This window comes from Cytophagales bacterium, from assembly GCA_033344775.1.
GTDB lineage: Bacteria > Bacteroidota > Bacteroidia > Cytophagales > Cyclobacteriaceae > JAWPMT01.
Genome location: JAWPMT010000006.1, coordinates 123,733 through 136,523, shown reverse-complemented (window position 1 = coordinate 136,523; position 12,791 = coordinate 123,733). Strand labels below are relative to the sequence as shown.

The following is a 12,791-nucleotide window of genomic DNA, read 5'->3' as shown; positions in this document are numbered from 1 at the left end:
AAAATATAATCCCTATATTTGCTTCATTGAATATAATATAGAACTCATGAAGAAATCGCGTCTCGGGGAATTTCAGGAGTTGATTCTGATGGCCATCATCGTGCTGAAGGAAGAAGCTTATGGCAACTCCATCCAACATGAATTGGAAACCCGGCTGGAGGAAACCGTCAGTATCGGCGCCATTCAGACGGCATTGAAACGGATGGAAGCTAATGGATACGTGACTTCAGTATGGGGGGAAGCGTCCAACGTCCGTGGAGGTAAACGCAAGCGCATGTATGAGGCCACGCCTTATGCAGTACAGTTGCTCAAAGAAATGCAGGACGTTCGATTCAAATTCTGGCAAGCGATGCCTGCCGCAATCAAAGGAACTGCATGAACGAGTTTCAAGAACTTCCTCAACCTCCTCAATGGCCTTATGAGTGTTTGAAAAAGTTGCTTCGGGCAGATTTCCTGGAGGAACTCTCTGGTGATGTGGAAGAACGCTTCCATGAGAACCTGACCCGTCATTCAATGACTAAGGCCAGGCGGCTATATGTACTCGATAACTTCAAATTACTCCGTCCTCAATTTTTTAAAAGTCTCGGAGGAGATCATCAACTCAATTCATTTGGCATGTTTCAAAACTATTTTAAGATCGGGATCCGCAACATCCTGAAATACCGACTTTTTTCTGCGATCAACATTTTTGGGCTGGCTGCAGCCATGTCTGTGTGCATGTTCATTATTCTGATGCTGGTAGATCAGAAAAGCTATGACAACTTTCATCAAGAAGAAAAGCAGCTTTACCGCATTGTGGGTCAGCCAGAGCCAAGCAGTAACACATACGCTACGACTTCCTACGCGATCGGGGAAACCCTGCCATTGGAATATGGCATCATCGATCAATCTGCGACATTACGAAGAGGACTAGGAGGAGAAGCTACTTATGAGCAAAAGGCCATTGAATTGCGAGGTTACTTCGCGACCAAAGATTTTCTGGCTTGCCTTCAGTTTCCGTTGATTGAAGGTGATCCGAACACCGCGTTGGAAAAACCCAATTCATTGATCATTTCTCAAACCAAAGCCAAGCAGCTTTTTGGTGAGGTCAGTGCATTGGGAAAGTCTGTTCAATTCCATGATCGGGGTTTGAACATTCTGGAAGATGAGGGCGATACACCCCCGGAGGATTGGGGCAATTTAACCATTACAGGCATCATTGATGATCAGGCGTATCGATCCCATCTGAAATTTGATGCTTTGGCTAGTGCAACCACGCTCCCGGCACTTCATAGAGCTGAAATGTTAACGGACCTATCCAAAAGATGGGAATCTTATTACTCTTCTTACAACTACGTCCGATTGAAAGAAGGCATTGGTGAGCATGAACTGAATAATGCCTTGGTCAGCTTTACCAAAAACAAGTATGGTGCTATTGAAGGACTGGAGGAATTCGTCCTATCTGCTCAAAACATCCGAGACATCACGCCTGGGCCAATCATGAACAATGAATCTTCATTTCGATTGCCCATGTTTATTTACTACATCTTATCCATTCTGGCAGCCATTATATTATTAATGGCCGTAATTAACTATACCAATCTGTCAGTAGCCAGATCACTGATTAGGGCAAAGGAAATTGGCATCCGAAAAGTGAACGGAGCCAGTAGAAAAGCGATCGCTTTTCAGTTTTTGACCGAATCGATCATCACCACGATGTTGGCCCTGGTCTTGGCAGTAGTCTTGCTGTCCGTGATGAAAAATGGCTTTTTGACCCTTTGGGCTAATAAATACCTTCAACTTGAATTGGATTTATCGCCAGTCGCTTTTCTATTGTTCTTCTTATTCGCTTTGATGACGGGAGTGGTAGCAGGCATTTATCCGTCATTGGTGCTTTCGCGCAAAAGACCTGTGGATGCATTGACCAGTCATTTTTCTCCCAACAAGAAGAGTTGGAATGCACAAAAAATCCTGAACGTAAGCCAGTTGGCGGTTTCATTGTTGTTCATCGTAAGCTCAATGGTGGTGTACAATCAATTTCGGCATTACCTCGCCTTTGAATATGGCTTCAATGCTGAAAATGTTTTGACCATTCCACTTCAAAGCAATGATTGGCAACAATTGAAAACGGAAATGGGAGGCGTTTCGGGTGTAGAAATGATTTCAGCATGTGAGTATTTGCCTGCTACTGGAATCACGGATCACATGGAATTGGAGGACAAAAACAGGGATGATGAATACATCAATTTGCAAGTGATGCGTGTTGATGAGTCTTTTCTGGAGAATCTTGGGGTACGACAGCTTGCAGGTTCTCCCATCTTAGCTTCGGATGAACGTTCACGCTCGGTAATCATCAATGAAACGGCTGCGAAAAAACTGGGTTTTGAACATGCGTCTGAAGCTGTGGGGACTATTTGGAAAACGAAGCAAGGATCTGAAATCCCTATCAAAGGGGTTGTTGCTGATTTTCGATCTACGCTGTTGATCAATGAAGATGAGACACGGCCTTTGGCACTCACGTACCGACAAGAAGCATTCAATTTTTTGAATGTCCGTATTGCTGGGAATAATCAACCTCAGACCATCAAGAGGTTAGAAGCAGCCTGGAAATCCGTAGACCCAAAACACCCCTTCATCTATGCGTATTTTGATCAGGAACTCGCCAACACCAACCTCTTCATCCTCGACATTGTAACCATTATCGGATACCTGGCTTTTTTAGCGATCGTCATTGCTTGCTTAGGTCTTTTGGGACTAGCTACTTACACGACACAAAGAAGGACCAAAGAAGTAGGGGTGAGGAAAGTTTTGGGAGCTGGAGAATGGCAGGTGGTCCTGGTGCTGTCCAGGAATTTTATCAAGCTGGTGTTATTTGCCGTGATTTTATCTGCGCCCCTGACCTACTTTATTAATCGTTTTTGGTTGGATCATTTACCAAACCGAGCGGATTTCAGCATTTCAACGGTGATCCTTGGGGCGGTGATCCTTTTAACGTTAGGCTTGCTTACCATAGGGACACAGACATTTCGGATTGCGCGATTGAATCCGGTGATGTCGTTAAAGGATGAGTGAGGGGAAGATTCAGCTACTCTGAATAGGAATTTTTGCTTGTGATCTTGAAATTCCCTTACGATCAATGTCGCAAGGGAAAAATTCAATGTGTCTATAGTGATCCAGGGAATGACGGTAAAAGTTCGCATCAGATGAATTCCCCCTTTCATGAAAAAAGGGGCTGGTGGATTTGGAGAAAAATCAAATCCGAAGCCTTGTAAGCCCTAGCTTTAGGCTGGTTAATTACTCCTCAAAAACACATTTCCACTGACCGTTTTCAGTTCCAGAATTTCGCCGCCATTGTTCAGTCTGCCTTCTACGTCCATGCCCACGATTTGGCGTAAACCATCTTTGCCTCTCGGGTAACTGAGGTCCAGGTCGGAATACACTTCTCCCGTTACGGTTTTGACCATAAAATCCAGATCGGCATCAGGATCTACAGAAAGGTCAAGATCGCCAGATACAGTCTTGAAATAGAAGGGCTTTCCGTAGTACGCCAATTCGTAATCACCACTGATGGTTTCTGCATCAATCTCCAATGACTTGGGGAGGAAGACTTTGATGTTGATCTCGGAGTTCCAGCAATTCTTCTTAGACTTTTTCTTGCTTCGATCATCCCAAACGCGTTCATCCATTTCCATGTAGATCCGTCGTTCGGTTGCACTTGACCTAATCTCAAAGAGGTCATTGTCTTCATTATCATTAATATTCACGATGGCTTCCACCAATACTTCTGACTTGTCCCAGGTTTCAATGCGAATTTCATCTGCAAAGGGGAAGTCTAGTTTCAGGGTTTGCTGGCCGTTTACTGGTTGTCGGTCTTCGACTGTTTTCTGCGCGGAAACCATGAAGGTTGCGAAGAACAGGAGGGTAAAGAGGGTAAGGTTTTTCATGAGTTATTGAGTTTTAGTGATGGGTGAGAGTCGAAGAGATTCCTTGGTCAGGCACCCTGATATTTTTCGACCCACTCTAAAAAATGGGTCGAAAAATTCTGGAATGACGCTCATGGGATCAATTGTTATTGCTTCCTGATGAAGATGTCTCCGCTGATGCTCTTCAAGTTGATCTGAACGCCACCGCCATTCAAGGTCGCTTCGGCAGACATGCCTCCGCCCCAACGTTTGGACCTACCTTCTTCTTCACCAAACTCGAATTCCAGGTCTGTGTATACCTCTCCAGAAACGGTTTTCATCTGGAAATTGCCTTTTGTACTTTCAGGAAGTGTCACATCCACATCACCACTGGTGCTGGAGACATCTGTTGGGCTGGTTTGGCTGACCGATGTGAAAACAATGCTGATGTCTGAACTCAATGAGTTGGCGACTAGCGGGCCTGTGATGTTCTGGAATTCCATGTCGCCTACCTTGGAAGAAGCTTCGACTTCTCCTGACATGTCGCTAACTCGGATGTCTCCAGCCTGATAACTATCATATTCGATCACTAATTTGATGTTGGCAGGCAATTCAATTCGATATTCTCCATCATCGGACTTTCGACTAGCCCCGGAGATCATGATTTCCTGGCCTTGCTGCTCGATGTACAAACCAAGGTCTGTGTTATCAGGACCGGTTGCGGAAAGAGGTTTCAGCCCTTTCGCCTTTTCTGGCAATCCTTCATAATCAAGGGCGATAACCTTGATTAATTTGTCATTGGTTCCGACGATTTCCAGGTCCGCATACAAGTTGGTCACATTCACAGTAAGCTCCGCAGGATTACCATTGGGGGTGATCTCGAATTGTGCCTGTGTGGTCATGACGATCAAGACAGTCATGGCCGTTAACAAGGCTTTTTTCATTTTTTGTGAGATTGAAATTCTTGGTGTCATCTTTTTATTTCGATTTGAGTGTTTTTAATCTTTTTAAATAAGAATGTCCATGGCGATTTCCGCTTGCTGTTTCACTTCAGGGGTAGTCGCCTCATTGTCTAATAATTTTTTGATCGATGAGATCGCTGCTTTTTCCTGGGCATCTACCAGCAGGCCAATCATGGCAATCTGAATCAGAGGTTCAGTTTGTTGATCAAGCGAACGAACCATTTCATTGCGAACCGAAGGATAGTCCATGAAATTGCCCAACGCCTGTACAGCTGCGTATCGCACATTGACGCTTTTGTCCTGGGTGGCCGTTTTCACGAGCATTTTCACCAGCTTTTCATCGGGTTGAAAGGGTACTTGCTCTATTTGGTTGACCGCCTTGATCCGTTCACTGGCTGATGAGCTTTCCAGCGTTTGTTGCATCACCACTTGCTGTAAGCTCTGGATCTGCGTTTGCATCGCGAGTAATTGCCCACTGTTGTCAGATGTTTGCTGGGTACCGGAAAGAAACCCGATGACGAGTAATCCGAATCCTGCAGCGATTTGCAACCACCATCGATTAGGCGAAGCATTCAACGAATTGTTCGGTTCCAATCTTGTCTCGGCGAGAGTCGACTGCATACGATCAAGTTCTGCTTTGAAGCCCCATTCCAATTCAGCAGGAGCTTCTACTTCAGGTACTCGCTCAATGGTTTGAAGCAACTGCTCCAATTCCTGATACTTTGCTTTGAAGGCAGGATCGGTCATTAGTTGGTTTTCAAACTCCTTTCGCTGATCTGTATCCAGCCCCCCTTCGAGGTATTCAATGATATGTTCATCTGTCCAGTTCATGCTTCAGACTTTTCTTCTTCCAAATAGAAATCTCTCAGTTTTGCAATGGTCCGATGGACCTGCACTTTTACCGCGCTAACGGTCGTGTCTCGCAATTCAGCGATCTGTTCATACTTCATCCCCTGAAATTTTGCGAGGACGAGTAATTCGCGTTTGTCCGGCTCGAGCCTTGCCATGGCTTTGTACAGCAGCTCTTCCCGTTCCAATTGTTCCCCGGCATCGCCCTCCTCGGCTCGCTCAGGAAGGGTTTCCGCCAGGTTGAACTGATCGCGATACACTTTCATTTTCCGGAAGTGATCTTTGACCAGGTTTCGCGCGATTTGAAACAACCAACCTTCAAATCCCCGACTGGCATTGAAGGACGCGCGATATTTCATCACTCGAATGAACGTGATCTGTGCCAGGTCACGGCTTTCTTCGGGATCCATGGTGCATTTGAGAAAGTAGTTGTAGATCCTTTTCTGGTATCTCCCGAAAAGGACTTCCATGTAATTCAACTTTTCCTCCTGCACCAGCGCCATTAAATCTTCGTCGCTCAATGCTTCCAAAATGTCGGTTTTTTGGTTGTTCGGATAAGTTACCCAGGAGTACTCCGAAGGTTACACTTCTTTGAAAAGAAAATTGATTTTTTTGAAGAGGCTAAGAAATTAGCCAGCCCAAGGCTCGTTCTCGGGTCTCGAACAAGCGGACATTTCTGATTCGGGTGACTGCCATGGTAGCATTCATGATCACCCTTTTTAAGACACTATCAATCCCCAGAACAGCAATTCGTGGGTCATTTCCTTTTTTGGAATATTCCAGTCCATGTTGTTTGATTTTCTGATTGAATAGCTTGCTGTGTCGGGTTTTAGAAAAATCGGCGAGAATACACAGGTCATTTTCCTTCATCCCGATTGCTGCAGCCTGATCAAGTGTTTGGATCATGTCTGTTTCAGATAGTCCACTATAATTGACGCACAAAATAGCATGTCCTTTGTAAGTCTCAAATCGTATTTGCCTGCTCATAGGTTTAGGTAGCTCCAGTAAAAAAAGTCAGCTTGGAAAGTAGGAATACAAGTGAATAGCGATAATATTAGTATCAAAAGTGGTAAGTTCTCTACGAGATTAGATTTTTAGACCTGCCTAATCGATTTTTGGCACGATTCGACATATTATAAGCCCATGAAACAAGAAAAATTTCAATATACATTTCGTGTTGGCCAGACCTTTCGGCAATACATGCAAATGGCCGTTACTGAAGAAGAAGGTAAAGCCGAATTAACAAAAACCTTGTTGCACCGAGAGGGAATTTCGGAAGGAAGTGAGGATTACACTTCAAAATACGATGACCTCCTATCGGAATTGCATTTGGTGCAAAAACGTTAAAATCCACTCAATCAGCCGCTGATTACCTGATTTCGACCACTCGGCACGCCAAAATTCGTCCGAATTCGCTAGCTTCGTCCTTAAGTGTGTTTGAAATTAGGACTTATTCCTAATCAATGATAGGTACCAACAGCCATGAGAAGACTACAACTTATGGCTGGGTATCTGTCTAGTTTTTTCCTTATTCAAGTAAAACAACTAGTCTGGTCCTTTATTCTGAAATTTCTTAAGCTTGTATTCCAACTTTTAAAGTTTATGGTTTTTGGAGTTGAAATAAGTCGTATGGCTTAAGTCAGATTGAGCCTGTCGAAGACTATCCTTCTCCAATCTTGATGAATTCCTGTCTTAGGAAAAGTAAGACGATCATACTGGCGATGACGATCCCGGCAATTTGATTGCCAGCGGCCATGGAAACCGCACCAAAAACAATCAACCACCAGATAGGAAACCCGAACAATCCTACGGCCCACTTGATAGAAGAGGAAAAGACCACATCCTTGATCTTTTTGCTCAGGATGTACTTCATCAATAACAGCGGTGGTATGTTGACCAGGCCGAGTAACTGACCAATTTTCTTAAAGATCGGTCGTGGTTTGCGCTCAGGCCCCTTCAATTCATTTTTACTGAGTTTCTCTTTTAGTTCCTCAAAAGCATATTTTTCGTTGGCTTTGGTCAAGGCCGCCACTTTCTCTTCATAGTGCTCATCCTCATCTGGGATGATCAAACAATCAGAGATGTGATTTTTTACCGTATCTCTCAATTGAATCAATGCCCTGGCTTTTTGGGTCTGGTACTGCTCCATGTAATCATTGACTCGAATCGGCTCACCGAAGACGAACATGGCCTTTCTTCTTGGTTTTCTCTGATCGAAATAGTTAAGGCCTACGGGTTGGATCCACAATTCTTTGTCGTCACCCAATACTTCCTGAGACTCGAAAGCCAGCCTTGATGTTCCTTTTGTAAGCCCACGTAAATAATACGGTTCGCCATGGGATCCTTCGGGGAAGATCAGGACGGATTTACCATTGGAAAATAATTTTTGGCATGCTTCAAATACTCCAACATTTTGAGAAAGCTTTCCAAATCCATCACGCATGCGGTAGATGGGCATCATGTGAAGACCTTCAAGTATCCAAAGAAATTTTTTATTGAAAACATCCGCACGCGTAAGGTAATGTATGGCCACAGGCGACATACCACCTACCACAAAAGCATCCAGAAAGGCATTTTGATGATTAGGAGCAAAAAGCAATGGCTTTCCACGCGGAATGCGGTCTGTACCCACAAGTTCCACCTTGCTAAAAAAAGCATACATGCTTAACCTCGACGTATAACGTATAATGAAGTAAAATATCTCTTTCATAAACAGCCGGTGATTCCGATTACTACGCGAAATTATTGAATATCAGTCGAGTTTTCGACGATGCCACCAGGTACCTACGGTCAGACCCGAAAGGATGTGCCAAATTCCCCACCATCCGGCAACGATGGCCATGCCTCCTAATCCACCAAAAAAGGAGAAAATCAACAATAAGCCTAGCCCTGAATTTTGTATGCCCGTTTCAATTGCCAAAGATCGACGGTCTGCCTTGGGCAAAGAAAAAAGCCTCCCAATCTGGTAACCACAAGTAAGTGCGATGGCATTGTGAAGAAAGACCAGGAGTAGCACGACGCTGATATAATCCAGAAACTGCTGAAAGTTGGCCGCGAAGGCACCAATGACCAATATGCCGAAAATACCGATCGAAATGTAGGTTATGATTGGCTGGATCCTGGCCGTAGTATTCGGGTAACGATGCCTCACAAACATGCCAAGCACGATGGGCACTCCGAGGATCAGCACGATGGTACGGAATACTTCAAGAATATCCAGGCTCACTTGCTGAAGAATGGCTTCCGTCGGACCATACAATGACCCCCAAAAACTCAGGTTGAAAGGAGTCATCAAAATGGCTAGAATAGACGAAATCGCAGTAAGGCTTACCGAGAGTGCGGCATTGCCTCGTGAATACGCTGAAATAAAATTGGAGACATTTCCACCAGGGCAAGCGGCCACCATCATCATGCCCAGCGCTACACTAGGAACAGGTTTCCAAAGGATGATCAGTAGAAAGGTAAGCGCAGGAAGTACAATGAATTGCGACAGTACCCCCGCCAGCACTGACCGTTTTTGCTGCAGTACATTTTTGAAATCCGTTAAGGTAAGTCCAAGCGCCACACCGAACATGATGAAGCCCAAGCTGATGTTTACAATCAAGATATTCCCCTGATCGTAGTTGAGCTGCATCGCATCTATTTCATTCATATTCCCTGATTTTCATCACCAATAAGTTATTTCGAAAAAAGTCCATGTAAAAATAAAGGATTATTACACTTCCTTGCGATGGGAACTGATGGGGAATGGCTCAAATTAATTCAAACGTGAAGCTGGGCACAAAACCGAACTGTGTCATTCTTATTCTTGGTAACTTTCAAGTACACCAAAGAAAATCAGACATGATAAATCATCGCCGACATTTCGCTCGATTCCACGTGTTTATTTTGCTCTTGCTGATCACCTTGCTTTCAGGTTGCGAGTATTCCACGACTCAGAAATACAAACTGCCGCTCATTCAAAATGCTAATGCTGGCTATTCCATGTACGGTGCAGAAGTCGGACCTATCACGACGTTCCCAGAGGATACCCGTGGTGATCTCATCAAAAGAATCGTCATTCGCCATCCAGGCGAAGTAGCCCCTACGTCCATCGTTTTTGTGCCACCAATAGCCAATAACATCGGATGTGGTGCCTTATGGCATCAGACTGTCAACAACACCATTTTTAATCCTAATCCACAGTTTGAGTTCACGATGAATCAGGTAGGATCAGGTTTTGAATATGTTTATGATTTTGATCTTTCCGGGCCTGAAAGTTGTATTACTAAGAACCCTTGGGATGGATTATGGCGATTGAATGTGAATTATCCGATATCGCTAGCTACAGAGCAGCGTACAGTAAGATATGTTGAGATTGAAATCATATGGGAGCCGCAATAAACCTGGATTGTAAGAATTCCTCGCCTTAAAAGCATCAGACTAACCATCAAAAATTCGCTTATGGTTTGAATCGAATTTAGAGTGGTTTAATCCAGCGCCCTGGTATATTCGAAAACGGCTGAATCAGTCATTACACCACCGGTCCTATTTTTTGTGCACAAAAAGTGGTAATTGCGTTTCATCAATAAAGGCTCAAAAACGCTAACCTATGCTTCGGAATTATTTTAAGACGGCCATCCGTAACATTTTTCGGAATAAAGTATTCAGTACCATTACCATCCTAGGTCTTAGTGGAGGCCTGACCTGTGCTATGTTGATCCTCACGTTTGTGAGTGATGAATTCAGCTATGATGAAATGCACTCCCGTAAATCAGATATATATCGGTTACGTTACAAGATCCAGAACTTTGACCTGGCACGAGTACCTCCCATTTTCAAAGAGAACCTGAATGAATTTTTCCCCGAGATAGAGGCCTCAACCAGACTTTTTTCCAGAAGTGTCAGTGTGAACGTGGGGAATAATGCGTCGAGCCCTGGAGGTTTGCGTTTTGAGGAGAACAATGTGAATTTCTCAGATCCGGAGCTATTTCGAATATTTGATTTTGAATTGGTGGATGGCACACTTTCGGAAGCACTGGAAAAGCCGTTTACAGCAATACTCAATGAAGAGGTTGCTCAAAAATATTTTGGTTCAGGATCCGCCGTTGGTCAATCCATCCAATTGGGAGGCATGCATTCATTTCAGGTAGTGGCCGTCGTAAAAGATTTTCCTACAAATTCCCATGTGCACTTCGACATGCTGCTTCCTTATGACAACATGTACGATTTGGAACCGCCTCAATTAGCGGAAGGGATCAGGGCGAATTTCAAGCGGAACTGGATCGTTTCACATTCCCCGACCTACGTGGTGGTAGAACCCGGAACAGACATCCAGCTGTTAAACAAGAGGTTCGCTGACTTTGTGGAAGAAAAGATTCCTGAGAACATGAAGAAAGGTCAGGCCTTTGAATTTCAGCCACTGCTGGACATTCATCTAAACAATGACGTACAGGCACAGGCTGAAGCACCGGGGGATCTCAATTTCATCATTATATTCCTGGCCGTTGGGTTCCTCACCTTATTGATTGCCTGCATCAATTTCGTGAACCTTTCCACGGCAAAATCTCTGGAACGAGCTCGTGAAATCGGAGTTCGAAAGGTCATGGGTGCATGGAAGAGTAGCCTGGTCTATCAATTTCTCGGTGAATCCATGATCATCACCATGTTTGCAGCGTTTCTGGCGGTAGGCTTCACTGTCTTGTTGCTACCTCAACTCAACAGTCTAACCGATAAAACCCTGACCATAGCATCTATGATGGCTTTTGAGTTGATTGCAGGCTTTTCAATACTTGTGATACTCACTGCTTTACTGGCAGGTATATATCCGTCGTTTTTTGTGACTCGAATTTCGCCAGTACTGAGCCTGAAAGGGATTACCAGTCAAAAACAAGGTGGAGAGCTTTCATTTCGACGTGGGCTGATTGTGATCCAGTTTGCCATTTCTATCATGTTGATTTCAGGAGCCATCATTGTTTTTGATCAGTTGGACAATCTCCGAAACAAAGACCTAGGGTTTGGTAAGGATTTTGTGATTACGGCACCGGTACAAAGTGCCAATTTCAATAATGTATTTGGAGGGGTAGATGAGGGCCGACGACAGAAAATGAATGCTTTTGAAGAATCTCTGAAAGCAATCCCCGGAATAAAAAACAGTACCGTTTCGTCCACTACATTAGGTTTTGGTAGTGTCAATCGAAACATTGTCCCGGAAGGATTCACTGCGGAAGACAACATCATTGCTCCGGTGATGGCGGTCGACTATGATTTCCTGGAGACTTATGAGATTACATTGATCGAAGGTAGAAATTTCTCTAAAGACTTTGGGACAGATCAACTCAATGCCTTTGTCCTCAATGAGAAAGCTTTGGAAGCCTGGGAATTCGGAAGTCCTGTGGAAGCCATAGGGAAAAACGTCAATATGGAGGGAAAAGAGGGAAAAGTGATTGGCGTAGTTCGTGACTTCAATTTTCTTTCTCTGGCAACAGAGATTCAGCCGTTATTGATGGAAATCAATGTAGCACAATTCACCACATTTTCATTCAAACTCAACGGAGCCAATGTCCCACAAACGCTGGATCAAATTGAGCAACAATGGAATAGCTTTTTCCCCGATCAAACTTTTGATTATTCCTTTTTGGATGAGTCCTTGGCGCAGATTTACAATAGTCAGGAACGATTCGGATCACTGATTGGATATTTTGCTTTTATGGCCATTATCATTAGTTGCCTCGGATCCTATGGCTTGATCATGTATGTGGCAAATGGCAAACGAAAAGAAATAGGGATACGAAAAGTATTGGGAGCTTCTGTGTTGCAAGTGGTTTTTCTGCTATCAAAAAAATTCTTTATACTAGTAGCTTTATCCATCATCATTGCCATTCCAATTACCATTTATGCAGCCAATCAATGGCTCGAAGAATTTTCATATCAGGTGGGAATATCACCCATGAGCTTTGTTGCGGCGGCTTTAGGAACCATATTGTTGGTATTGACCACTGTAAGTGCACAATCCTTGAAAGCGGCCATTGCAAATCCAGTAAAATCATTAAGGAGTGAGTGAGTTGTATTTGGGGAGGTGTGGTCAATTGGGCTTCGCACATTAATTTCAAGCGTTAAT

The 12,791-nt window shown here is 44.0% G+C and carries 12 protein-coding genes; 5 read left to right on the top strand and 7 right to left on the bottom strand.

The features are described 5' to 3' along the window. Positions 1–46 precede the first annotated feature (46 nt). Positions 47–379, top strand: coding sequence for a helix-turn-helix transcriptional regulator (locus tag R8G66_30355; protein ID MDW3196719.1), 333 nt, complete (start codon positions 47–49; stop codon positions 377–379). Beyond that, a complete protein-coding gene (locus tag R8G66_30350; GenBank protein ID MDW3196718.1) occupies positions 376–3,051 on the top strand; it encodes an FtsX-like permease family protein in 2,676 nt (891 codons plus the stop codon). The genes R8G66_30355 and R8G66_30350 overlap by 4 nt, the downstream gene beginning before the upstream one ends. Before the next feature lie 218 nt (positions 3,052–3,269). Here R8G66_30350 and R8G66_30345 read toward each other — a convergent pair whose 3' ends face one another. The 5 genes from R8G66_30345 to R8G66_30325 form a co-directional block, all read right to left on the bottom strand. Next, on the bottom strand, positions 3,270–3,923 hold the full coding sequence (locus R8G66_30345) for a hypothetical protein (GenBank protein MDW3196717.1): 654 nt from the start codon (positions 3,921–3,923) through the stop codon (positions 3,270–3,272). A 125-nt stretch (positions 3,924–4,048) separates the two neighbouring features. Continuing rightward, entirely contained in the window at positions 4,049–4,825 is a 777-nt protein-coding gene (locus tag R8G66_30340) for a DUF4097 family beta strand repeat-containing protein (protein ID MDW3196716.1), read from the bottom strand. Between the two features lie 63 nt (positions 4,826–4,888). After that, complete coding sequence (locus tag R8G66_30335) at positions 4,889–5,674, bottom strand: HEAT repeat domain-containing protein (protein ID MDW3196715.1); 786 nt, start codon at positions 5,672–5,674, stop codon at positions 4,889–4,891. After that, entirely contained in the window at positions 5,671–6,222 is a 552-nt protein-coding gene (locus R8G66_30330) for a sigma-70 family RNA polymerase sigma factor (GenBank protein MDW3196714.1), read from the bottom strand. The genes R8G66_30335 and R8G66_30330 overlap by 4 nt, the downstream gene beginning before the upstream one ends. A 91-nt stretch (positions 6,223–6,313) precedes the next feature. Next, positions 6,314–6,679 carry a hypothetical protein gene (locus tag R8G66_30325; GenBank protein ID MDW3196713.1) on the bottom strand — a complete coding sequence of 122 codons (366 nt, stop codon included), beginning with the start codon at positions 6,677–6,679 and terminating at the stop codon, positions 6,314–6,316. A gap of 156 nt (positions 6,680–6,835) precedes the next feature. Here R8G66_30325 and R8G66_30320 point away from each other — a divergent pair, with 156 nt between their 5' ends. Beyond that, positions 6,836–7,039 (top strand): hypothetical protein, encoded by a 204-nt coding sequence (locus tag R8G66_30320; protein ID MDW3196712.1) that lies wholly within the window; start codon positions 6,836–6,838, stop codon positions 7,037–7,039. 313 nt (positions 7,040–7,352) lie between these two features. Here the strand turns inward: R8G66_30320 and R8G66_30315 are convergent, their stop codons facing one another. Then, entirely contained in the window at positions 7,353–8,402 is a 1,050-nt protein-coding gene (locus R8G66_30315) for a 1-acyl-sn-glycerol-3-phosphate acyltransferase (GenBank protein ID MDW3196711.1), read from the bottom strand. Positions 8,403–8,444: 42 nt separating this feature from the next. Then, positions 8,445–9,344 (bottom strand): bile acid:sodium symporter family protein, encoded by a 900-nt coding sequence (locus tag R8G66_30310; protein MDW3196710.1) that lies wholly within the window; start codon positions 9,342–9,344, stop codon positions 8,445–8,447. 191 nt (positions 9,345–9,535) lie between these two features. Here R8G66_30310 and R8G66_30305 point away from each other — a divergent pair, with 191 nt between their 5' ends. After that, positions 9,536–10,075: a hypothetical protein gene (locus tag R8G66_30305; protein ID MDW3196709.1), complete on the top strand. Its 540-nt coding sequence runs from the start codon at positions 9,536–9,538 to the stop codon at positions 10,073–10,075. Positions 10,076–10,283: 208 nt separating this feature from the next. Then, the gene (locus tag R8G66_30300; protein MDW3196708.1) at positions 10,284–12,734 is read left to right on the top strand and encodes an ABC transporter permease; all 2,451 of its coding nucleotides are present in this window, start codon (positions 10,284–10,286) and stop codon (positions 12,732–12,734) included. The last annotated feature ends 57 nt before the right edge of the window (positions 12,735–12,791 follow it).

Excerpts from the sequence above, each read along its gene's own strand:
- R8G66_30305 (MDW3196709.1), top strand. The coding sequence starts at position 9,536 with ATGATAAATCATCGCCGACATTTCGCTCGATTCCACGTGTTTATTTTG.
- R8G66_30335 (MDW3196715.1), bottom strand. The coding sequence starts at position 5,674 with ATGAACTGGACAGATGAACATATCATTGAATACCTCGAAGGGGGGCTG.
- R8G66_30355 (MDW3196719.1), top strand. The coding sequence starts at position 47 with ATGAAGAAATCGCGTCTCGGGGAATTTCAGGAGTTGATTCTGATGGCC.
- R8G66_30325 (MDW3196713.1), bottom strand. The coding sequence starts at position 6,679 with ATGAGCAGGCAAATACGATTTGAGACTTACAAAGGACATGCTATTTTG.
- R8G66_30310 (MDW3196710.1), bottom strand. The coding sequence starts at position 9,344 with ATGAATGAAATAGATGCGATGCAGCTCAACTACGATCAGGGGAATATC.
- R8G66_30320 (MDW3196712.1), top strand. The coding sequence starts at position 6,836 with ATGAAACAAGAAAAATTTCAATATACATTTCGTGTTGGCCAGACCTTT.
- R8G66_30340 (MDW3196716.1), bottom strand. The coding sequence starts at position 4,825 with ATGAAAAAAGCCTTGTTAACGGCCATGACTGTCTTGATCGTCATGACC.
- R8G66_30345 (MDW3196717.1), bottom strand. The coding sequence starts at position 3,923 with ATGAAAAACCTTACCCTCTTTACCCTCCTGTTCTTCGCAACCTTCATG.
- R8G66_30350 (MDW3196718.1), top strand. The coding sequence starts at position 376 with ATGAACGAGTTTCAAGAACTTCCTCAACCTCCTCAATGGCCTTATGAG.
- R8G66_30300 (MDW3196708.1), top strand. The coding sequence starts at position 10,284 with ATGCTTCGGAATTATTTTAAGACGGCCATCCGTAACATTTTTCGGAAT.
- R8G66_30315 (MDW3196711.1), bottom strand. The coding sequence starts at position 8,402 with ATGAAAGAGATATTTTACTTCATTATACGTTATACGTCGAGGTTAAGC.